This is a genomic window from Micromonospora ferruginea, assembly GCF_013694245.2.
Taxonomy (GTDB): Bacteria; Actinomycetota; Actinomycetes; order Mycobacteriales; family Micromonosporaceae; genus Micromonospora; species Micromonospora robiginosa.
The window spans coordinates 6,580,565-6,602,051 of the sequence record NZ_CP059322.2 but is presented as its reverse complement, the minus strand read 5'-3'; the positions used below and the strand labels follow the sequence as shown (position 1 = coordinate 6,602,051).

16 protein-coding genes and 1 tRNA gene are annotated in these 21,487 nt (G+C 73.3%); 7 read left to right on the top strand and 10 right to left on the bottom strand.

Translation table 11 applies throughout. The features are described 5' to 3' along the window. Window positions 1–115 precede the first annotated feature (115 nt). The 9 genes from rho to argS form a co-directional block, all read right to left on the bottom strand. On the bottom strand, window positions 116–2,221 hold the full coding sequence (gene rho / locus H1D33_RS29795; protein ID WP_181570046.1) for a transcription termination factor Rho: 2,106 nt from the start codon (window positions 2,219–2,221) through the stop codon (window positions 116–118). Window positions 2,222–2,560: 339 nt separating this feature from the next. Beyond that, window positions 2,561–3,463, bottom strand: a complete 903-nt coding sequence (thrB, locus tag H1D33_RS29790) for a homoserine kinase (RefSeq protein ID WP_181570047.1) — start codon at window positions 3,461–3,463, stop codon at window positions 2,561–2,563. A gap of 65 nt (window positions 3,464–3,528) precedes the next feature. After that, entirely contained in the window at window positions 3,529–4,773 is a 1,245-nt protein-coding gene (locus tag H1D33_RS29785; protein ID WP_181570048.1) for an MFS transporter, read from the bottom strand. A 9-nt stretch (window positions 4,774–4,782) separates the two neighbouring features. Next, the gene (locus tag H1D33_RS29780; protein ID WP_181570049.1) at window positions 4,783–5,604 is read right to left on the bottom strand and encodes a polysaccharide deacetylase family protein; all 822 of its coding nucleotides are present in this window, start codon (window positions 5,602–5,604) and stop codon (window positions 4,783–4,785) included. A 120-nt stretch (window positions 5,605–5,724) separates the two neighbouring features. Continuing rightward, complete coding sequence (locus H1D33_RS29775) at window positions 5,725–8,967, bottom strand: efflux RND transporter permease subunit (RefSeq protein WP_181570050.1); 3,243 nt, start codon at window positions 8,965–8,967, stop codon at window positions 5,725–5,727. Between the two features lie 88 nt (window positions 8,968–9,055). Next, the gene (gene thrC, locus H1D33_RS29770; protein ID WP_181570051.1) at window positions 9,056–10,105 is read right to left on the bottom strand and encodes a threonine synthase; all 1,050 of its coding nucleotides are present in this window, start codon (window positions 10,103–10,105) and stop codon (window positions 9,056–9,058) included. 112 nt (window positions 10,106–10,217) lie between these two features. Continuing rightward, window positions 10,218–11,522 carry a homoserine dehydrogenase gene (locus H1D33_RS29765; RefSeq protein WP_181570052.1) on the bottom strand — a complete coding sequence of 435 codons (1,305 nt, stop codon included), beginning with the start codon at window positions 11,520–11,522 and terminating at the stop codon, window positions 10,218–10,220. After that, on the bottom strand, window positions 11,519–12,904 hold the full coding sequence (gene lysA / locus H1D33_RS29760; RefSeq protein WP_181570053.1) for a diaminopimelate decarboxylase: 1,386 nt from the start codon (window positions 12,902–12,904) through the stop codon (window positions 11,519–11,521). Before lysA ends, H1D33_RS29765 begins: the two co-directional genes overlap by 4 nt. Before the next feature lie 2 nt (window positions 12,905–12,906). Beyond that, entirely contained in the window at window positions 12,907–14,571 is a 1,665-nt protein-coding gene (argS, locus tag H1D33_RS29755) for an arginine--tRNA ligase (RefSeq protein WP_181570054.1), read from the bottom strand. A gap of 98 nt (window positions 14,572–14,669) precedes the next feature. Here argS and H1D33_RS29750 point away from each other — a divergent pair, with 98 nt between their 5' ends. The 4 genes from H1D33_RS29750 to H1D33_RS29735 all read left to right on the top strand — a co-directional run bounded on the left by H1D33_RS29750 (window position 14,670) and on the right by H1D33_RS29735 (window position 17,114). Further along, complete coding sequence (locus tag H1D33_RS29750; RefSeq protein ID WP_181570055.1) at window positions 14,670–15,506, top strand: DUF3105 domain-containing protein; 837 nt, start codon at window positions 14,670–14,672, stop codon at window positions 15,504–15,506. Between the two features lie 7 nt (window positions 15,507–15,513). Beyond that, complete coding sequence (locus H1D33_RS29745) at window positions 15,514–16,191, top strand: DUF305 domain-containing protein (protein ID WP_181570056.1); 678 nt, start codon at window positions 15,514–15,516, stop codon at window positions 16,189–16,191. 76 nt (window positions 16,192–16,267) lie between these two features. Continuing rightward, complete coding sequence (locus tag H1D33_RS29740) at window positions 16,268–16,963, top strand: winged helix-turn-helix domain-containing protein (RefSeq protein ID WP_181570057.1); 696 nt, start codon at window positions 16,268–16,270, stop codon at window positions 16,961–16,963. 76 nt (window positions 16,964–17,039) lie between these two features. Further along, window positions 17,040–17,114, top strand: a tRNA-Arg gene (locus H1D33_RS29735). Between the two features lie 46 nt (window positions 17,115–17,160). On the opposite strand, the gene ligD is transcribed toward H1D33_RS29735, so the two are convergent. Continuing rightward, window positions 17,161–18,120, bottom strand: a complete 960-nt coding sequence (gene ligD / locus H1D33_RS29730; protein WP_181570058.1) for a non-homologous end-joining DNA ligase — start codon at window positions 18,118–18,120, stop codon at window positions 17,161–17,163. A 105-nt stretch (window positions 18,121–18,225) separates the two neighbouring features. Here ligD and H1D33_RS29725 point away from each other — a divergent pair, with 105 nt between their 5' ends. The 3 genes from H1D33_RS29725 to H1D33_RS29715 are packed head-to-tail and all read left to right on the top strand — an operon-like array spanning window position 18,226 to window position 21,447. After that, window positions 18,226–18,636 carry a winged helix-turn-helix transcriptional regulator gene (locus H1D33_RS29725; protein WP_181570059.1) on the top strand — a complete coding sequence of 137 codons (411 nt, stop codon included), beginning with the start codon at window positions 18,226–18,228 and terminating at the stop codon, window positions 18,634–18,636. Window positions 18,637–18,681: 45 nt separating this feature from the next. After that, the gene (locus tag H1D33_RS29720) at window positions 18,682–19,227 is read left to right on the top strand and encodes a TetR/AcrR family transcriptional regulator (RefSeq protein ID WP_181570060.1); all 546 of its coding nucleotides are present in this window, start codon (window positions 18,682–18,684) and stop codon (window positions 19,225–19,227) included. A 36-nt stretch (window positions 19,228–19,263) separates the two neighbouring features. After that, complete coding sequence (locus H1D33_RS29715; protein ID WP_181570061.1) at window positions 19,264–21,447, top strand: MMPL family transporter; 2,184 nt, start codon at window positions 19,264–19,266, stop codon at window positions 21,445–21,447. The last annotated feature ends 40 nt before the right edge of the window (window positions 21,448–21,487 follow it).

Below are 21,487 nucleotides of genomic sequence, written 5' to 3'. Positions count from 1 at the left end.
AGAAGTTTCAATACCCAGCGACTGAACTGTAGAAAAACTTCACCGCTGCCGGCACCCGGAACCAACGACGGGGGGCACGGCCGCCGGCCGTGCCCCCCGTCGTCGAACCCTCAGGTCACTCGCCCGGAGTGGACTTCGCGATCTGCATCAGGAACTCGATGTTGGTGCGGGACTGCTTGAGCCGGTCCAGCAGGAGGTCGAGCGCCGCCTGCGAGTCCAGCGAGTGCAGCACCTTGCGGAGCTTGTGGATGATCGCCAACTCCTCCGGCGCGAACAGGACCTCCTCCTTGCGCGTGCCGGTGGGGTTGATGTCGATGGCCGGGAAGACGCGCTTGTCGGCGATCTTCCGATCCAGCTTCAGCTCGGCGTTGCCGGTGCCCTTGAACTCCTCGAAGATGACCGTGTCCGCCATGGACCCGGTCTCCACCAGCGCCGTGGCGATGATGGTCAGCGAGCCGCCGTTCTCGATGTTGCGGGCGGCGCCGAGGAATCGCTTCGGCGGGTAGAGCGCGGTGGAGTCGATACCACCCGACATGATCCGGCCGGAGGCCGGCGCCGCCAGGTTGTACGACCGGCCCAGCCGGGTCACCGAGTCGAGCAGCACGACCACGTCGTGCCCCAGCTCGACCAGGCGCTTGGCCCGCTCGATCGCCAGCTCGGCCACCGTGGTGTGGTCCTGCGGCGGACGGTCGAACGTGGCCGCGATGACCTCGCCCTTGATCGACCGCTGCATGTCGGTGACCTCTTCGGGCCGCTCGTCCACCAGCACCACCATCAGGTGGCACTCCGGGTTGTTGCGGGTGATCGCGTTCGCGATCGCCTGCAACACCATCGTCTTGCCCGCCTTGGGCGGCGACTGGATGAGCGCACGCTGACCCTTGCCGATCGGCATCACCAGGTCGATGACCCGGGTGGTCAGGATGTGCGGCTCGGTCTCCAGCCGCAGCCGCTCCTGCGGGTAGAGCGGGGTGAGCTTGTAGAACTCCGGCCGCCGGCGCGCCTCCTCCGGCTCCATGCCGTTGATGGTGTCCAGCCGGACCAGCGGGTTGTACTTGTCGCGCCGCTGCTCGCCGTCCCGGGCCGCCCGGACCGCGCCGGTGATCGCGTCACCGCGGCGCAGGCCGTACTTCTTGATCTGGGACATCGAGACGTACACGTCGTTCGGGCCGGCCAGGTAGCCGGTGGTCCGGACGAAGGCGTAGTTGTCGAGCACGTCGATGATGCCGGCGACCGGGACGAGCACGTCGTCCTCGCCGACCTGCGGCTCGCGGCCGCCGCCACCGCCGCCGTCGCCGCCCTCGCCACGCTCACCGCGCCCACGCCGACGGTCCCGGAACCGGCTGCGCCGACCCCGCCGGCCGCCGCCCTCGTCGTCGTCGTCGTCCCGGTCCGCACGCGGGCCCCGGTCGTTGCGGTCGCCGCGATCGTTGCGGTCACCCCGGTCGTTCCGGTCACCCCGGTCGTTGCGGTCGCCCCGGTCGTTGCGGTCACCGCGCTCGGCGCGCTCGCCCCGGTCGTTCCGCTCGCCCCGCTCGGTGCGGTCGCCCCGCTCGGCACGCTCGCCCCGGTCGTTGCGGTCACCGCGCTCGGTGCGGTCACCCCGCTCGGCACGCTCGCTGCGGTCGCCCCGGTCGGTGCGGTCGGCACGGTCACCCCGGTCGTTGCGGTCGCCGCCGCGCTCGGCCCGCTCACGGCCCCGCTCGTCGGTGCGCTCGGCCCGGTCGCCGCCGCGCTCCGCCCGGTCGGCGCCGCGCTCGGCCCGGTCGCCGGTCTCGGCGGGAGCCTCCTCGGCACGCGTCTCGGCCGGGCGCGTCTCGGCGCTCGCGGCGGTGGCCCGGCTGCGGCGACCCCTGGTACGACCCTCGGTCACCTCGGCGGCCGGCGCCTGCTCGGCGGTGCGACGCTCACCCTCGGCCCGGTCCTTGGAGACCTCGGCGTGCACCTCCTCACGGGCGGGAGCAGCCGCGGCAGCGACCTCGGCCCGCGGTCGAGGGGTTCCGGCGGCGGCGCCGCCCTGCCGCTCGGTGATCGCACTGATCAGCTCGCCCTTGCGCATGCGAGCCGTGCCGGAGATGCCGAGCGACGCGGCCAGGCTCTGCAGCTCCGGCAGCAGCATCGCCGACAGGCCGGTGCCGCTGCGCCGACGACGCGTGGGGGCGGCGGTGGTGGCATCGCCAGCGACGTTGGAAACATCCGACGTCACGTCGGTGGTGTCGCTCAATGGATTCCTTCCCTCGATAGGCCGGGACTGCCCGGAGTCGTGGAGCCAGGTGGCCGGGCGGCCTCGGTGCACCCGCCTCGCATGGACGCGTCGCGGGAGTCTTGAACACAGCAGCCGGGCGGTCTCCCGACTCACCAACATCGGTGAGCAGGTCTCGCCGTCTGCGGCGACCTGTGGAAACTGCGGTGCGGCGTAGGCCTTGGGCAGGGGTGACGGGCTTACCGCCGAGAGCTTCGGGGGTGCGCCGAACCGCAGGAAGATCGCATGCTTCGCGGCTGTGCTCGGTCTAGAGCGTAATCAACTCTTCCGACCTGCGGCAACAGGGTCCCGCTCGGCGTGTCAAAGTCTACCCCGGAAAACCCGGGCCCCGCTGACATCTGTCGGCAACTCTCGACGGCGCCAATCTGTTCCCGCCTCGAACCCCGCCGGCACGCCGGACAGCGCCAGCACGGTCGGACCGGCCCCGCTGACCACGGCCGCCACACCAGCCTCACGCAGCTCAGCGACCAGTTTCGCGGTGCCCGGCATCCCCGGGGCCCGCTGGTCCTGGTGCAGCCGGTCGACCGTCGCCGGCAGCAGCAGCGCCGGGTCGGCGGTCAGCGCGTGCACCAGCAGCGCGGCCCGGCCCGCGTTGGACGCCGCGTCCGCGTGCGGCACCACGGCCGGCAGCGCGGCCCGGGCCACCGAGGTCAGGCCACGCTCGCCCGGCACGAAGACGGTGGGCCGGACCGCCGGCGCCACCGGCAGCGACACCGCCCGGGCACCGGTCGGCTCGGTCCAGGCGATCGTGAAGCCGCCGAGCAGGCAGGGCGCCACGTTGTCCGGATGCCCCTCCAGCTCGGCCGCCAGCCGCAGGACCGCGTCGTCGTCCAGCCGTTGCCCGCCGTCGACCACCAGTGCGCGGGCCGCCAGCACCCCGGCCACGATCGCCGCCGAGGACGAGCCCAGGCCCCGGGCCTGCGGGATCCGGTTGGCGCACTCCAACGCCAGGCCGGCGGGCTGCGCGCCGAGCACGTCGAAGGCGGCCCGCATCGCGGTCACGACCAGGTGCCGCTCGTCCGACGGCAGCTCGCCGGCGCCCTCTCCGGTGACCTCCACCCGGACCCCGCCGCCGGTCACCTCGGCGGTGACGTCGTCGTGCAGGCCGAGGGCCAGCCCGAGCGCGTCGAAGCCGGGACCGAGGTTGGCGCTGGTCGCGGGCACCCGGACCCGGACCGGGCCGGAGGCGAGAGTGGTCGGCACCGGCTCATGCTAGGGCCTCGGTACGACGCCGCACCGGACCCGTCCGGAGCCTGGGAAGCCCGCCGTCAGCCGACCCGCCCGGGAGCCGGGGCGCCGGCCGGGTCGGTCAGCGACAGGCGCCGGGTGGCGAAGCGCCAGCCGATCGCGTAGACCACGGTGACCAGGCCGCAGCCGGCCAGCACGGTGCGCTCGTCCACCCGGTCCACCACCAGCGCCACCACCAGTTGGCTGACCGCGATGGCCAGCGTGGCCAGCATCATGTCGGTGGCGAAGACCCGACCCCGCAGCCGGTCCGGCACCTCGCCCTGCAGGGCGTAGTTGGACAGCACCCAGTTGCTGCCGCCGCCCAGGTGGGCCAGGAACACCAGGGCCAGCACCAGCGGGAACCACGACACCGCCGAGGCGCCCAGATAGGCCAGGCCGTAGGTCGACATGGACAGCGCGAGCCCGGTGAGCAGCCAGCGCCGGTTGCTGAGCACCCGGCGCATCAGGATCGGGCCGACCAGCGCCCCGGCGCCCCGGGCGGCGAAGAGCAGCCCGGCGCCCACCGCGCCGACGGAGTAGACGCCGGCGAGCAGCGGGAAGACGGTCAGCACCCCGTTGCCCAGGCCGACCGCCGACTTGACCGTGACCAACGCCAGCACGCGCGGCCGGTGGGCGATGTAGCCGAGCGCCTCGCGGATCGCCGCCAGCGTGCGCGGCACCGTCGCCGCCGGGTCCCGGGGCGCCTGCAGGGGCCGGCGGATCAGCGCGGCCAGCACCGCCGCGCCGGCCAGGCCCGCGGCGGCCACCCAGAAGCTGGCGTACGGCCCGGACGCGGCGCTGAGGATGCCGCCGAGCGAGGCGCCGACCACGGTCATCGTGCCCCAGGCCGAGCCGGCGACCGCGTTCGCCGCGGCCAGGTCCGCCGGGTCGACCACGTTGGGCAGGGCGGCCTGGGCGGCGGGCGAGTAGAACGCCTTCGCCACCGCGACGATCGCGATCGCCGCCAACGCCAGCCACGCCGTCGCGCCGGAGCGGACGCCGAGCAACAGCAGGACTCCGACGAGCGCGGCCACGTTGGCCGCCATCATGACCTTGCGGCGGTCGAACCGGTCGGCGATGGTGCCGGCGTACGGCAGCAGCAGCGCGGTGGTGCCGGTGTCCACGGCCAGCACCAGCGCGCCCCAGACCCCGCTGCCGGTCAGGTCCGGCAGGAGCACCAGCAACGGCACCATGACGAACCAGTCGGCGCCGAAGACCACCAGCTCGGCGAGGAACAGGTTGCGGAAGTCGCGGTTGCGGACGAGGACCGAGAGGGTGGGCGGCACGCCGGCACCCTACCGGGCGGCTCCCGGGCCGGCAGCGCGACGCAGCAGGTCGGAGACCGTGACGAAGGTGTAGCCCCGGGCCCGCAGCCCGGCGATCATGTCGGGCAGGCCGCGCAACGCGACCAGCCGCCGCTCGTCGCCGACGTCGTGACCGAGCAGGATGGTGCCGGGCCGCACGTCGGCGACGATGCGCCGGGCGTGCCCGGCCGGGTCGTGCGGGTATTCACCCTCGACCATCTGCAGTGTCCAGAGCACCACCCGGTAGTCCAGCCGGGCGGCGGCGTGCAGCACCGCCCCGCCCAGGTGGCCCCAGGGCGGACGGAGCAGGCGCGGCGTCGCGCCGGTGGCGGCGACGATCGCGTCGTGGCTGCGGCTCAGGTCGTCGTGCACCGTGTCGGCGTCCATCCGGGCCAGGTCGTGGTGCGCCCAGCTGTGGTTGCCCACCTCGTGCTCGCCCATCCGGCCCCGCACCAGCCCGGCGTGCCGGCGGGCATGCTCACCGACCAGGAAGAACGTCGCCGGCACCCGGTGCTCGGCAAGCGTGTCCAGCACCATCGGCGTCCACTGTGGCCGAGGGCCGTCGTCGAACGTCAGCGCGACCAGCGGCGTGTCGGCCCGGACGCCCCAGACCACCTGCACCCCGCCCCCGCCGACGTCCTGGCGGCGGTTGCCGAGCGTGGCGCTGGCCGGGCCGCCGGCCAGCGGGAGCCGGCGGTCGGCCACCCAGGTGCTCTCCAGCGTGGCCGCGGACCCGAGTGCGGCGCCGCCGAGCACCAGCGCGGACCGGCGCAGCAGTGTGCGCCGATCCCACCGGCCCGCGCCGTCCGCCATCGCGCCCCCGCACCCCGAGTAGGCACCAGCTCACCGAGCGTACCGCCCGATGCGCTCAAGGTGGAGGTGTTAAGCGGGGCCCCCGCCTATGCAGAATGCGTTAAGCGGGGGCCCCTCCTTTCACTCGGTCGGGGGGAGCGGGGAACGGCGGCTCTTCGGGAGGCGGAGCACCTCGAACTGGTCCGTACCGTCGACCAACGCGCCGGACGGGCGGGCCGGCGGCTCGGCCCGGCCCTCCCCACCGCCCACGGTCACCGGCACCGGGGCCTCGGCCGGCTCGACCGGCTCGGTCGCCTCGACCGGCGCCGGCACGCCCCGGCGGCGGTCCCGGCGGGCCCGCAGCGAACCCTTGGTGCGCTCCACCATCGTGTAGAGCGTCGGCACCAGGACCAGCGTCAGCAGGGTCGAGCTGAGCAGGCCGCCGATCACCACGATCGCCAGCGGCTTCGAGATGAAGCCGCCCTCACCGGTCAGGCCGAACGCCATCGGCAGCAGCGCGAACACGGTGGCCACCGCGGTCATCAGGATCGGCCGCAGTCGCCGCCGGCCGCCCTCGACCACCGCCTCGGTGACGCCCATCCCCTGCGCCCGGTACTGGTTGATCAGGTCGAGCAGCACGATCGCGTTGGTCACCACGATGCCGACCAGCATGAGCACGCCGATCAGCGCCGGCACGCCCAGCGGTGTCCCGGTGGCCAGCAGCAGCGCGATCGCCCCGGTCGCCGCGAACGGCACCGAGATCAGCAGGATCAGCGCCTGGGTCAGGCTGCGGAACGTGGCCACCATGATCAGGAAGGCGATCGCGATGGCGGCCAGCACGGCCAGCCCGAGATCCGCGAACGCGTCCGCCTGGTCGGCGCTCACCCCGCCGATCACGGACGTGGCGCCCGGCACGTCCAGCGCGTCCAGCTTCTTCTGCAGCTCCTGGGTGGTGGCGCCGAGGTTCGAGCCGGTCGCCGTGCCGGTCACCGAGACGCTGCGCTCCCCGTCGATCCGGGTCACCTGCTGCGGGCCGTCGACCTGGTTGACGTCGGCGATCGCGTCCAGCGTCAGCGGCCCCACCCGCAACGCCCGCAACTCGGCCACGCTCACCGGCGGCCGGGCCCCGGTGCTCAGCACCACGTCCTGCGCGGCGCCGTCCAGCGTGACCTGACCCAGCGGCGCCCCCCGGTACGTCTGCGCCACGAGCTGCCCCACGGCCGCCTCGGTCAGACCGGCACGGGCCGCCGCGACCCGGTCCACGCTCACCTCCACCCGGGGCACCCGGGTGGCCAGGCTGGTGGTCACGTCCTCGACGCCCGAGGTGCCGGCCATCGCGGCCCGGACCTCCTCCGCCGCCCGGGTCAGCGTCTCCTGGTCGGCGGCCTGCACCACCACCTCGACCTGGTTGGCGGAGGCGTTCTGCCCGCCGCCGAAGGTCAGCTCGCCGACCTCCGGGCCGAGCGCGTCGAACTCCTTGCGCAGCGCCTCCCGCACCGTCTTGGCGTCGGTGTCGTCGGCGAGCGCCAGCGACCAGGAGGCGCGGTCGCTGCCGCCACCCCCGGCGAACGGGTTGTCCCCGCCACCGGCGCTGACCTGGTAGGTCTCCACGCCCGACGTGCGCCGCAGCACCTCCTCGACGCGGGCGGCGGCCCGGTCGGTGCCGGCGAGCCCGGTGCCGGCCGGCATCTCCTGCCGGATGGCGAGCGTGTCCTGACCGGAGTCGTCCAGGAAGTTCGTCTCCAGCTTCTGCGCCAGGCCGAACGTGCCCAGCAGCACCAGCAGGCCGAGCGCCACGGTCGCCCACCGGCTCCCGCGGGACCGGGTGGCGAACCCGATCACCGGCAGGTACGCCCGCTGCAACGGGCTGCGCAGCTCCTTCTCCTCGGCGGCCCGGCGGGCGGCCTCGTCGTCCGCGCCGGCGCGCGGCCGCAGGAACCAGTAGGCCAGCACCGGGATGACGGTCAGCGACACCAGCAGCGAGGCGAGCAGGGCCACCGTCACGGTGATCGCGAACGGCGCGAAGAGCTGCCCGACGAAGCCGCCCACCAGGGCGATCGGCGCGAACACGGCGACCGTGGTGAGGGTGGAGGCGGTCACCGCGCCGGCCACCTCGCGGACCGCCGCCAGGATCGCCGCCCGCTTCTCCTCGCCGTACTCCAGGTGCCGTTTGATGTTCTCCAGCACCACGATGGAGTCGTCCACCACCCGGCCGACCGCGATGGTCAACGCGCCGAGCGTGAGCAGGTTCAGCGAGTAGTCGCCGGCCCAGAGCACGATCAACGCGACCAGCACGGACAGCGGGATGGAGACCGCGGTGACCACCGTGGACCGGATCGAGAGCAGGAAGACCAGGATCACCACCACCGCCATCAGCAGGCCGAGCAGGCCCTCGGTGGTGAGGCTCTCGATGGACCGCTCGACGAACGGGGCCTGGTCGAAGACCACGGTCAGCTCCGCGCCGGAGGCGGCCTTCAGCTCGTCGAGCCGGTCCCGGATGTCGTGCGAGATGCCGACCGCGTTGCCGTCCGGGCTGGCGGTGACCGCGATGCCGAGGCTCGGCTTGCCGTTGGTGCGGGTGAACGACGTCGCCGGGGCGAGCTGCTGCTCCACCCGGGCCACGTCACCGAGGCGGACCGGCGCGGCCGGCGCGGTGCCGAGCACGATGCCGCGCAGGTCGTCCACGGTGCGGATCGGCGTGCCGACCTGCACCGGCAGCGACCGGTCGCCGTCGGCCAGCGCGCCGGCCGGCACGGCCACCCCGTTGGTCTTCAGCGCCTGGGCGATCGCGGTCGGCGCCACCCGCGCGGCGGCCAGCTTCGCCGGGTCCGGCGTGATCGTCACCACCTGGTCCCGGGCGCCGGTGACGTCCACCGAGCGGACCCCGTCCAGCCCCTCCAGCTCCGGGACCACGGTGGCGCGCAGCTTCTCGGCCAGCGCCCGCTCGTCGCCGTCGCCGGTCGCGGCCACCACCACGGCGGGCAGGTCGTCGGTGCTGCCGGCGATCACCTGCGGGTCCACGCCCTCGGGGAGCTGGGCCCGGTTGATCGCGGTCTCCATCTTGCTGACCACGTCGTCCAGGTCGGTGCCGAACTCGTACTGCACCTGGACGGTGGCCGCGCCCTCGCGGGACGTGGAGGTGACCTTCTCCAGCCCCGGGATGCCCTGGAGGCTGTTCTCGATCGGCTCGGCGACCTGCGACTCGACGATCTCGGGCGCGGCGCCCGGATACGGCGCCACGATGAACGCGGCGGGAAACTCCAGCGACGGCAGGAGCTGCTGCTTGAGCGACGGCACGGCGAACACGCCGAACACCGTGGTCACCAACGCGATCAGGGCGATCAGGCCCCGGTTGGCAAGACTGAATCTGGCGAGCAACGACATGGGCGTTGGTCACTCCTGAAGAGGGGTCTGCGGGGTGCCCTGAGTCTGCCGCACCCGCTCGCGTCGCCCGCTGTCGGGGCGGGCGGGTTCAGGCCAGGTCGAGGGCGCGGGCGGCGGCGATCGGGTCGTTCGCCACGGTCAGCGGCGCGGGAGCGGTCGAGATGGCCCACTCCGGGTCCTTCAGGCCGTGCCCGGTGACCGTGCAGACCACCCGCGACCCGGCCGGCACCCGACCGGCGTCGGCCTGCTGGAGCAGACCGGCCACGCTGGCCGCGCTGCCCAACTCGACGAAGACCCCCACCTCGCGGGCCAGCAGCCGGTAGGCCGACAGGATCTCCCGGTCGGTGACCGCGGAGATCAGCCCGTCCGAGGCGTCCCGCGCGTCGACGGCCTTGGTCCAGCTCGCCGGGTTGCCGATCCGGATGGCGGTGGCGATGGTCGACGGCTCGGGCACCATCCGGCCGGTGACGATCGGGGCCGCGCCGGCCGCCTGGAAGCCGTACATCCGGGGCGCCCGGGTGGCGTTGCCGGCGTGCAGGTCCTCCGAGTAGCCCATCCAGTAGGCGGAGATGTTGCCGGCGTTGCCGACCGGCAGGCAGTGGATGTCGGGCGCGTCGCCGAGTGCCTCGACGATCTCGAAGGCGGCGGTCTTCTGCCCGTGCAGCCGGTAGACGTTGACGGAGTTGACCAGCCCGACCGGGAAGTCCTGGGCGAGCTTGCCGGCCAGCGCCAGGCAGTCGTCGAAGTTGCCCTGCACCTGGAGCAGCTTCGCGCCGTGCACCAACGCCTGGGCCAGCTTGCCCAGCGCGATCTTGCCCTGCGGCACCAGCACCGCGCAGGTGATCCCGGCGCGGGCCGCGTACGCGGCGGCCGACGCGCTGGTGTTGCCGGTGGAGGCGCAGATGATCGCCTTGTCGCCGGCCTCGACGGCCTTGGAGACCGCGACGGTCATGCCCCGGTCCTTGAAGGATCCGGTCGGGTTCGCGCCCTCGACCTTGAGCCACACGTCGGCGCCGACCCGGGCGGAGAGCACCGGCGCCGGCAGCAGCGGCGTGTTCCCCTCGTGCAGGGTCACGACGGGAGTGGCCTCGGTGATCGGCAGCCGGTCCCGGTACGCCTCGATCAACCCTCGCCACATGTCGCGCTCCTCGCCTCCGTCGCCCCGGTCACGGGCCCGCCACCAGCGTGGCCCAGCCTGCCCCGCCGGTCACCGCCACACCCTGCCTTAACCATCAGGCGGGACGGCGGGGTTACGCGTCGCCCTCGACCCGCAGCACGCTGGTGACCGAGCGGACGGTCTCCAGCCCGCGCAGTTCCCGCACGGTGGCCGCGAGCGCGGCGTCCGGTGCGACGTGGGTGACGATGACCAGCTCGGCGTCGCCGCCGGCCGGCCCCTGCCGCACGGTGGCGATGGAGACCTCGTGCCGGGCGAACACCCCGGCCACCGCCGCCAGCACACCCGGCCGGTCGGCCACGTCGAGGCTGATGTGGTAGCGGGTGAGCGCCTCCCCCATCGGCCGCACCGAGAGGCCCGCGTACGCCGACTCGCTGGCCGCGTGTACCCCGGCGATGCGGTTGCGGGCCACCGCCACCACGTCGCCGAGGACCGCGCTGGCGGTGGGCGCGCCGCCCGCGCCGCGGCCGTAGAACATGAGCTGCCCGGCCGCGTCGGCCTCGACGAAGACCGCGTTGAACGCGTCACCCACCCGGGCCAGCGGATGGGTCAGTGGGATCATCGCCGGGTGCACCCGGACGTTGACGGTCTCGCCGCCGGCGGCGTCGACGCCCCGGGCGGCGATGCAGAGCAGCTTGATCGTGCAACCCATCGCCTTGGCGCTGGCCACGTCCGCCGCGGTCACCTCGGTGATGCCCTCGCGGTGCACGTCGGCGGCGGTGACCCGGGTGTGGAACGCCAGCGAGGCGAGGATCGCGGCCTTGGCGGCGGCGTCGAAGCCCTCCACGTCGGCCGTCGGGTCGGCCTCCGCGTACCCCAGCTCGGTGGCCTCCTCCAGCGCCTCGGCGAAGCCGGCGCCGGTCGCGTCCATGGCGGAGAGGATGAAGTTGGTGGTGCCGTTCACGATGCCGGTGACCCGGGTGATCCGGTCGCCGTGCAACGACTCCCGCAGCGGGCGCAGCAGCGGGATGGCCCCGGCGACGCTCGCCTCGTAGTAGAGGTCGGCGCCCCCCTCGGCGGCCGCGTCGTGCAGCGTGGCGCCGTCCTCGGCGAGCAGCGCCTTGTTGGCGGTGACCACGCTCTTGCCGGCACGCAACGCCTCGACCAGCCAGCCACGGGCCGGCTCGATGCCGCCGACGACCTCCACCACCACGTCCACGTCGTCCCGCTTGATCAGCCCGAGCGGGTCGGTGGTGAACAGGGCCGGGTCGACCGGCAGGTCGCCGCGGTCACGCCCGAGCCGGCGTACGGCGATGCCGGCGATCTCCAGCGGCGCGCCGATCCGGGCGGCGAGGTCGGCCGACTGCTCGTGCAGCAGGCGCACCACGTCGCCGCCGACCGTGCCGCAGCCGAGAAGTGCCAAGCGAACCGGTGAGGTCATCCCACATCCAATGCGAGCAGGTCGTCTTCCGTCTCCCGACGAACGATCACCCGGGCCGAGCCGTCACGTACGGCGACGACCGGTGGGCGCGGCACATGGTTGTAGTTGCTGGCCATGCTCCGGCAGTAGGCGCCGGTGCCGGGCACCGCGACAAGATCTCCGGGCTGCACGTCGGCGGGCAGGAATTCATCCTTCACCACGATGTCCCCGGACTCACAGTGCTTTCCCACCACGCGGGCCAGCATCGGCTCCGCGTCCGACGCCCGGTTGGCCACCGTGGCCGAGTAGGACGCGTCGTAGAGGGCGGTGCGGATGTTGTCGCTCATCCCGCCGTCGACGCTGACGTACGTCCGCAGGCCGTCCAGCTCCTTCACGGTCCCGACCTGGTAGAGCGTGAGCACGGCCGGGCCGACGATCGCCCGGCCGGGCTCGACGGACAGGTGCGGCACGGCCAGGTTCTCCGCCGCGCACTCCCCGTCGACGATCTTGCGGAGCCGCTTGGCCAGGTCGTGCGGCGAGGCCGGGTCGTCCTGGGTGGTGTACGCGATGCCGAAGCCGCCGCCCAGGTCCAGCTCGGGCAGCTCCACGCCGCGGGCGTCGCGGATCTGCGCCTGCAGGGCGAGCACCCGGCGGGCGGAGACCTCGAAGCCGCTGGCGTCGAAGATCTGCGAGCCGATGTGCGAGTGCAGCCCGCGCAGCTCCAGCGCGTCCTCGTCGAGGATCCGGAACGCCGCCGCGGCCGCCGCGCCGCCGGCCAGCGAGAAGCCGAACTTCTGGTCCTCGTGCGCGGTGGCGATGAACTCGTGGGTGTGCGCCTCCACGCCGACGGTGACCCGCAGCAGCACCCGGGGGCGGACGCCCCGCTCCCGGGCCAGCGCGGTGAGCCGGTCGATCTCGGTGGACGAGTCCACGATGATCCGCCCGACCCCGGCGTCCACCGCCCGGGTCAGCTCGGCCACCGACTTGTTGTTGCCGTGGAAGCCGATCCGCTCCGGGGGCATCCCGGCGGACAGCGCGGTGGCCAGCTCGCCGCCGGTGCAGACGTCGAGGAACATGCCCTCCTCGGCGATCATCCGGACCACGGCGCGGCAGAGGAACGCCTTGCCGGCGTAGTAGACGTCCGCGTCCGGGAAAGCGGCCCGGAACTCGCGGCAGCGCTCGCGCAGGTCGTCCTCGTCCAGCAGGTACGCCGGGGTGCCGAACTCGGCGGCCAGGTCACGGACGTCGAGGCCGGCCACGGTCAGCGCGCCGGCCGGGCCGCGCGCCACGTGCCGCGGCCATAGCTGCGGCACCAGGGAGTTGACGTCGACCGGGGTACGCAGCCAGGCCGGCCCCCGGTTGCCGATGTCGCCGTGCAGCGCACCGGCCTCATGGGCGCGCATGTTTACATCCGCTCCGGCGCGGAGACGCCGAGCAGGCGCAGGCCGTTGGCGATGACCACCCGGGTGGCGTCGTTGAGCCAGAGCCGGGCCCGGTGCAGGTCGGTGACCTTCTCGTCGCCGCGCGGCAGGATCCGGCAGTTGTCGTAGAACCGGTGGTAGGCCTGCGCCAGGTCCTCCAGATAGTGGGAGAGCCGGTGCGGGGCCCGCAGCTCGGCCGCGGCGGCCACCACGGACGGGAACGCGGCCAGCGCCTTGAGCAGCTCGTTCTCCTTCTCGTGGTCGAGCAGCTCGGCGTGGAAGTCGGCGGCGTCGCCCCGGGTCAGCCCCACCTCGGCGGCGTTGCGGTTGACGCTGGCGGTGCGGGCCGCGACGTATTGCACGTAGTAGACCGGGTTGTCGCGGGTGGCCCGGGTCCACAGCTCCACGTCGATGTCGATCGGCGAGTCGCTGGAGTAGCGGGCCAGCGCGTAGCGGGAGGCGTCCACGCCGATCGCGTCGACCAGGTCCTCCAGGGTGACCACGGTGCCGGCCCGCTTGCTCATCCGCACCGGGGCGCCGTCGCGGACCAGGTTGACGAGCTGGCCGATGAGGATCTCCAGGTTGCGGGCCGGGTCGTCGCCGAAGCAGGCGGACATCGCCTTCATCCGGCCGATGTAGCCGTGGTGGTCGGCGCCCAGCATGATCACGACCCGCTCGAAGCCGCGCTCCCGCTTGTCCAGGTAGTAGGCGCAGTCGGCGGCGAAGTAGGTCCACTCGCCGTTGGACTTGCGCAGCACCCGGTCCTTGTCGTCGCCGAAGTCGGTGGTGCGCAGCCAGGTCGCCCCGTCGGACTCGTAGAGGTGGCCCTGCTCGCGCAGCCGCTCCAGCGCCTGGTCCAGCTCGCCCCGGTCGTGCAGGTCCTTCTCGTTGAAGTAGGTGTCGAACTCGACGCCGAAGTCGCGCAGCGAGGACTTGATCTCGGCGAACATGAGCTGGACGCCCTCGACCCGGAACACCTCCTGGGCGGCGTCGTCGGGCAGGTCCAGCACGTCCGGCCGGGCCTTGATCACCTCGGCGGCGATCTCCGCGATGTAGGCGCCGCCGTAGCCGTCCTCCGGGGCGGCCTCGCCCTTCGCGGCGGCCAGCAGCGAGCGGGCGAACCGGTCGATCTGGGACCCGGCGTCGTTGAAGTAGTATTCCGTGCCCACGTCGGCCCCGGTGGCGCGCAGCAGCCGGCTGAGCGCGTCGCCGACGGCCGCCCAGCGGACGCCGCCGATGTGCACCGGGCCGGTCGGGTTCGCCGAGACGAACTCGAGGTTGATCCGCTGCCCGGCCAGGGTGTCGCTGCGCCCGTACGCCGGGCCGGCCTCGACGATGACCCTGGCGAGCTGCCCGGCGGCGGCCGCGTCCAGCCGGATGTTCAGGAAGCCGGGGCCGGCGATCTCCACCGACTTGATCCCCGGCGCCCGGCCGAGCTGCTCGGCCAGCGCGGTGGCCAGCTCCCGCGGGGGCACCCCGACCTTCTTGCTGAGCTGCAGCGCCAGCGTGGAGGCGTAGTCACCGTGATCGGGGTTACGGGGTCGCTCGACGGTGGTCTGCGCGGGCAGCGCGGCGCGGTCCAGACCCCGCTCGTCGAAGACGGCGTGGGCTGCGGCGAGGACGACCTCGGCGAGTTCTGCGGGAGTCACCGATCCATGTTATCGGGGGTAGACTCGGGCACCGCGGCGGCGACCCAGCATGTGAACCGGCCCCGCGCTCCCCTGACCGACCGACCTGACGAGGCACGATGAGCATCAGCACCCCGGGCGGCCCGGAACGCCGTCCCACCGTGGTCAGCACCGGCAAGAAGCCGGCCGCCGGCCGACCCGCGGCCGGCGACAAGCCCGCCGCCAAGGCCGGTGCGGGCAAGCCGGGCGCCGGCAAGGGCGGGCCACGGCCGGGCGCCGGGGGCAAGGGCCGCAAGCCGGTGACCCCGGTGAAGGTGAGCCAGGGTCGCTCGTGGGGTCCGATCGCGCTCTTCGCCGCGGTCGGCGTGCTCGCCGTCGCCATCATCGGCATCGGCGCCTGGTCGGTCTACCAGGGCGCCCAGCCGTGGCAGAAGCGGGCCGACGCGATCAACGGCATCGTCGACCTCCGCAAGAAGGACAAGGACCTGCTCAAGGGCGGCCAGCACCAGCCGGGCACGCTCAAGTACGAGCAGTCCCCGCCGGTCGGCGGCCCGCACAACCAGGCCTGGCAGAACTGCATGGGTGACGTCTACGACGCCCCGATCGCCAACGAGCACGCGGTGCACAGCCTGGAGCACGGCACGGTCTGGATCACCTACCGCCCGGACCTGCCCGCCGACCAGGTGGCGAAGCTCAAGAGCAAGGTGCAGGGCAAGGAGAAGCTGATGCTCAGCCCGTACGAGGGGCTGGACAAGCCGATCTCGCTGCAGGCCTGGGGCTTCCAGCTCAAGGTCGACAACGCCGACGACGGCCGGATCGACGACTTCATCAAGACGCTGCGGGTGAACGCCTCGATCGAGGGCCCGAACGCGCTCTGCGACCAGGGCATCACCGCCACCGGCACCACCCCGCGGGACAACGTGCAGCAGAACATGCCCGAGCAGCCCACCCAGTGAGGACGCGATGACCGCTCCGGTGACCACCGACAGCGAGTTCGACGACGACGCGCCGGCCGCCGACCAGGGCGGCCGGCCGGCGGCGCGCCGCTACGGCCTGCTGGCCCTGGCCGCCGCCGTCGTGGTGGGGCTCCTCCTCGGGTACGCCGGCGGCCTGCTCACCCCGACGCTGACCCGCCCGGGTGACACCTCGGCCGAGGCCGGTTTCGCCCGGGACATGACCGCCCACCACAACCAGGCGGTGGCCATGGGGCTGCTGGCGTTCCGCCAGGGCCAGGACCCGGAGGTCCGGCAGGTCGGCGTGGACATCGCCACCGGGCAGCAGGGTGAGATCGGCACCATGCAGACCTGGCTGCGCTCCTGGAAGCTGGACCCGACCGGCGAGCAGGCCCCGATGGCGTGGATGTCGGACGGCGCCGGGCTGGTGAAGGACGGCCTGATGCCGGGCATGGCCACCCCGGAGGAGATGGCGAAGCTCAAGGCGGCGAGCGGTCGCGAGTTCGACGTGCTGTTCCTCCAGATGATGATCCGGCACCACCTCGGCGGGGTGCACATGATCGACGGGATCCTGGCCGAAGGGCACGACGACGACGTGCTGGCGGTCGCCCAGGTCATGAAGAACACCCAGCAGAACGACCTGGCCAACCTGAACGCGGCGCTGAAGCGCCTGGGTGGCACGCCCTGACGTCCCGGTTGTCCATTTCAGGAGTTTTCTCCATACATATCGTGACCGGTTATGGTTCGGGCTCGTTGCGCAGGACGTGGGGGTTGCACTCAGAGACGCAGGGCGGTCGGTGACCAGCTGGTGCCGACGCCACACCATCGGCGGTGACGGAGCGGTGGCAGCCGTCCGTCGCGGACTGCGGCAGGGCGAGCCGGGAACGCTCAGCCGCGAACAGGAACTCGAACTCATCGACGTGCTGCGGGGCGTGCACCCGGACGAGTTCGGCATCGACGAGGAACTCTGGACCCGGCAGAGCCTGAGCACGCTCATCGAGCGCCGGTTCGCGCTGGCCATGGACGCCGGCGTCGTCGGGGCGTACCTCCGGGCCTGGGGGCTCGGGCCGCGCGAGCCGCGCGAGCGGGCCTGCGGCCTGTGCGTCGGCGCGGTCGAGCGGTGGGTGCGCAGTGAGTACCCGGCGATCACGCGGGCGGCGCAGGAGCACGCCGCGGAGGTCTACTGGATCGGCCGGGTGCGGCTGCGCGGCACGATGCCCGCCGCGGACGTGGTCTCGGCGGTCTCCTCCCGGGGGCGGGTGCGGTTCATGGTCACCACGCCCTCGGTGGACCCGCCGCTGCCCCGGGACTTCGTGCTGCGGCTCAGCGGCGCCGAGGAACGCAGCGTGCACCTGATCGTGGACGGCTCCTGGCCGCGCAACGAGTGGCCCCGCCGGCTGCCCCGCCGCATCGCGCTGCACCCGCTGCCGAGCTGCGGTCGTACCGTCGCCGCCGCCTGACCGGTGAAGATCGACTCCCCGGCGATACCGATTCGGTGATCCGGGAAGGGGTTTGCTACTCTTCTCGGGTCGCTGAGCCCCCGTAGCTCAGGGGATAGAGCACCGCCCTCCGGAGGCGGGGGCGCAGGTTCGAATCCTGCCGGGGGCACCAGACAGACGTCGAAGCCCGGGCCTCGTGCCCGGGCTTTCGCGTCGGCTCAGCCGGCCTCGCGGCGCGCCTTCGCCCGCCGCTTGCCCTCGTGCATCGCCTGCACCCGGGCCACCGGGATGCCGCGCCCCTCCTCGACCAGCTCGGCCGGCAGCGGCTGCGGATCGGGCAGCGCCTCCGCCCACGGGTCCCGCTCCCCCAGCAGCGCGGGCACGGTCCGCACGGTGAAGTCGGCCGGGGTCGCCGACTCCAGGTCGGCCCAGCCGACCGGGTACGACACCGGCGTGCCGGGCCGGATCCGGGGGCTGTACGCGGCCACCACGGTCGCCCCGTAGGCGCGGGTGGAGTCGACGAAGACCCGGCCGCCCCGGTCGGCCACGATGAACGCGGTGGTGGCCAGCGCCGGGTCGAGCCGTTCGGCGCGGGCCGCGAGCGCCCGGGTCGCGGCGGCGGCCTCCTCGGCCGTGGTCGACGACGCCACCGGCACGATCACGTGCAGCCCCTTCGCCCCGCTGGTCTTCACCGCACCGGCCAGCCCGGCGTCGGTGAGCGCCTGCCGCACCAGCAGCGCGACCCGCACCGCCGCGCCGAACGAGTCGCCCTCCGGCGGGTCCAGGTCGAGCACCAGGTGGGTCGGGTGCTCGGCCTGCCCGGCGCGGGCCAGCGGGGCGTGGTATTCCACCGCCCGCTGGTTGGCGAACCAGAGCAGCGTGCGCCGGTCGTCGCAGAGCGCGTACGAGATGCGCCGGTGCGACGCCTCCGCCCAGACCTCGGTGCGGCGCACCCAGTCCGGCGTGTACTTCGGCAGGTTCTTCTGCATGAACGGCTCCTGGCCGGGCCGGACCCGCAGCACCGACAGCGGCCGGTCGCGCAGCTCCGGCAGGATCCGACCGTGCACCGCGTCGAGGTAGTCGACCAGGTCGCGTTTGGTCGCGCCGGCGGAGTCGAACAGCGGCTGGTCCAGGTTGGTCAGCGACACCCCGTCGCGGGTCTCGTCAGCGGCGCCCATCCGCCCACCCTCCCGGTCCGGGCGCGCCGCGGCAACCCCGACACGGCGGCGGGCGCCGGTGGCGGATGATGGTCGCCGTCGGTCATCGAGCGGAAGGAGGGCGCGGTGACGTCGCAGGACGACCGGTGCGGGTCCGGCCCGGCGGACGGGGCGCGGGCCTGCACGGTGCGGGAGGCGCTGGACCGGGTCGGCGGCAAGTGGAGCATCGGCATCCTGATCGCCGCCTCGACCGGTCCGGTCCGTTTCACCGAGCTGGAGCGGCGGGTGGAGGGGATCAGCCGGCGGATGCTCACCCTGACCCTGCGCAACCTGGAGCGCGACGGCCTGCTGGTCCGGCACGTGCACGCCACCGTGCCGCCGAAGGTCGAGTACACCGCCACCCCGATGGCGCGGGAGCTGTACGAGTCGCTGGTCGCGCTCACCCGCTGGGCGGAACGGCACCGCGACGCGATCAGCGGGGCCCGGGCGGCGTACGACCGGGAGCATCCTGTGGCGAAGCCCACGCAATCCGTCTGACCGATCGGTCAGGTGCTGACCGATCGGTCAGGCATGCTGGAGGGCATGGCGCGCGCTACCCCGGCCACCCACGACGAGCTGCTCACCGCGGCGGCCCGTCGGTTCGCCGTCACCGGTTACAAGGGCACCTCACTGCAGGACATCGCCCGCGAGGTGGGCTGCTCCAAGGCCACCGTGCTCTACCACTTCGCCACCAAGGACACCCTGCTCTGCGAGCTGATGGCACCTGCCATCGCGGTGCTGGAACAGCTCGACGCCCGACTCGCCGACCTCACCGGCGCCGAGGCCCAGCGGGTCGCCGCCGAGGGCTTCGTCGACCTGGCGGTCCGGTTCCGCCGGGAGATCGCGCTGCTGAGGGGCGAGTTCCCGGACCTGCTCCAGCAGCCGGCGTTCGCGCACATCCAACAGATCTCCGAACGGCTGATCGCCGCGTTCGCCGGCTTCTCCGACCGGCCGCCCGCCCGCATCGCGGCGCTCGTCGTCCTGGCCGGCATCGCCGAGACCTGCGGCGAGTTCCTGGACATCCCCGACGAGGAGCTGCGACCCGCGCTGCTCGCCGTGGCGCACCGCGCACTCGAACCCACCACCTGATCCCACTGTCGCAATCCCGAGGACGAAGGAAGGTCCATGGCGACCCTGCTGTACCGGCTCGGCCGGGCATCCCTGCGCCGGCGGCGACTCGTCGCCGTCGTCTGGCTCGTCGTACTCGTCGGTCTCGGTCTGGCCGCGGCCACGCTGCGCGGCCCGACGGCGAGCAACTTCACCATGCCCGGCACCGAGTCGCAGAAGGCGATCGACCTCCTCGCCGACCGGTTCCCGGCGGCCAGCGGCGCCACCGGCACCATCGCGGTCAAGGCGCCGCAGGACGGCGCGCTCACCACGCCGGCCGGCCAGGCGGTGGTCAAGCAGGTCACCCAGGAGGCGGCCACGCTGCCCGGGGTGGTCGGCGCGATCGACCCCTACCAGGCGCAGGCGCTCACCCCGGACGGCCGGTACGCGCTGATCCAGGTGCAGTTCGCCGGCCGCGCCGACGACGTCACCACCGAGCAGCGCGACGCGTACGAGAAGGTCGGCCAGCAGGCCGAGACGCAGGGCTGGCAGATCGCGCCCGGCGGCGAGGTGCTCAACGGCGAGCCGGAGGTCGGCTCGACCGAGGCGCTCGGCGTGCTGGTCGCGGCGATCGTCCTGGTCATCACGTTCGGGTCCCTGGTGGCGGCCGGGATGACCATGCTGAACGCGCTGATCGGCGTCGGCGTCGGCATGGCCGGCCTGTTCGCGCTCAGCGGCGCGGTCGAGCTGACCAGCACCGCGCCGATCCTGGCGCTGATGCTCGGCCTCGCGGTCGGCATCGACTACTCGCTGTTCATCACCTCCCGGCACCGGCAGAACCTGCTCGACGGGCTTTCCCCGGAGGAGGCGGTCGGCCGCGCGGTCGGCACCGCCGGCTCCGCCGTGGTCTTCGCCGGCGCGACCGTGGTGGTGGCGCTGGCCGGCCTGGCCGTGGTGGGCATCCCGTTCCTCACCGTGATGGGCCTGGCCGCCGCCGGCACCGTCACCGTGGCCGTGCTGGTGGCGATCACGCTGGCCCCGGCGCTGCTCGGCTTCGCCGGCCGCAAGGTGCTGCCGCGCAAGCTGCGCAACCGGGAGGCGGTCGCCGACCCGGGCACCGGCTCCGAGGATCGCTCCGGCTTCGGCTTCCGCTGGGCACACTGGGTGACCCGGTTCCGCATCCCGGTGATCCTGGTCGGCCTGCTCGGCCTCGGCCTGCTCGCCATCCCGTCGCAGGACATGCGCCTGGCGCTGCCGGACGCCTCCACCGCCGCCGAGGGCACCCCGGCCCGGGTCAGCAACGACCTCATCCGGGAGGGCTTCGGCCCCGGCTTCACCGGCCGGCTCGCGGTCGTCGTCACCGCCGACTCGCCGCAGGCCACCCAGGCCGCCGTGCCGCAGGTCGCCGCGCTGATCCAGAAGACCGACGGGGTGCTGGCGGTGGCCCCGCCGCAGCTCGACCCGTCCGGCCGCACCGCGTTGCTCGGCGTGATCCCGAAGACCGGGCCGACCGACGAGAAGACCGAGGACCTGGTGCACGACATCCGCCGGCAGGTCGGCGGCATCGGCAACGCCGAGGTCCTGCTCACCGGCGTCACCGCGATCGGCATCGACGTGTCGGAGAAGCTCTCCGACGCGCTCCCGGTCTACCTGCTGCTGGTGGTCGGCCTGTCCGTGCTGCTGCTGATGCTGGTGTTCCGGTCGATCCTGGTGCCGGTCAAGGCGGCGCTGGGCTTCCTGCTCACCGTGGCCGCCACGTTCGGCATCACGGTCGCGGTGTTCCAGCAGGGGCACCTGGCCGGCCTGCTCGGCGTGGACACGCCGGCGCCGCTGGTCAGCTTCCTGCCGATCCTGCTCATCGGCATCCTGTTCGGCCTCGCCATGGACTACGAGGTCTTCCTGGTCTCCCGGATGCGGGAGGACTTCGTGCACGGGGACACCGCCCGCCAGGCCACCATCAACGGCATGGGGCACGGTGCCCGGGTGGTCACCGCGGCGGCGCTCATCATGATCTCGGTGTTCGGCGGCTTCGTCTTCCTGGACGACCCGATCATCAAGTCGATGGGCTTCGCGCTCGCGATCGGTGTCGCCATCGACGCGTTCGTGGTCCGGATGACCATCGTGCCGGCGGTGATGTCGCTGCTGAACAACGCCGCCTGGTGGCTGCCCCGCTGGCTGAACAAGCTGCTGCCCAACGTGGACGTCGAGGGCGAGGGCCTGCGCGCCCACCTGGCCGCGCGCGAGCCCGCCCAGGTGAAGTGAAAGGAGGGGCCCCCGCTTAACGCCTTCTGCATAGGCGGGG

Bases quoted from the DNA above. Each gene is read 5' to 3' on its own strand.
- H1D33_RS29780 (WP_181570049.1), bottom strand. From the start codon at position 5,604: ATGGCGGACGGCGCGGGCCGGTGGGATCGGCGCACACTGCTGCGCCGG.
- H1D33_RS29775 (WP_181570050.1), bottom strand. From the start codon at position 8,967: ATGTCGTTGCTCGCCAGATTCAGTCTTGCCAACCGGGGCCTGATCGCC.
- thrC (WP_181570051.1), bottom strand. From the start codon at position 10,105: ATGTGGCGAGGGTTGATCGAGGCGTACCGGGACCGGCTGCCGATCACC.
- H1D33_RS29765 (WP_181570052.1), bottom strand. From the start codon at position 11,522: ATGACCTCACCGGTTCGCTTGGCACTTCTCGGCTGCGGCACGGTCGGC.
- lysA (WP_181570053.1), bottom strand. From the start codon at position 12,904: ATGCGCGCCCATGAGGCCGGTGCGCTGCACGGCGACATCGGCAACCGG.
- H1D33_RS29750 (WP_181570055.1), top strand. From the start codon at position 14,670: ATGAGCATCAGCACCCCGGGCGGCCCGGAACGCCGTCCCACCGTGGTC.
- H1D33_RS29745 (WP_181570056.1), top strand. From the start codon at position 15,514: ATGACCGCTCCGGTGACCACCGACAGCGAGTTCGACGACGACGCGCCG.
- ligD (WP_181570058.1), bottom strand. From the start codon at position 18,120: ATGGGCGCCGCTGACGAGACCCGCGACGGGGTGTCGCTGACCAACCTG.
- H1D33_RS29720 (WP_181570060.1), top strand. From the start codon at position 18,682: ATGGCGCGCGCTACCCCGGCCACCCACGACGAGCTGCTCACCGCGGCG.
- H1D33_RS29715 (WP_181570061.1), top strand. From the start codon at position 19,264: ATGGCGACCCTGCTGTACCGGCTCGGCCGGGCATCCCTGCGCCGGCGG.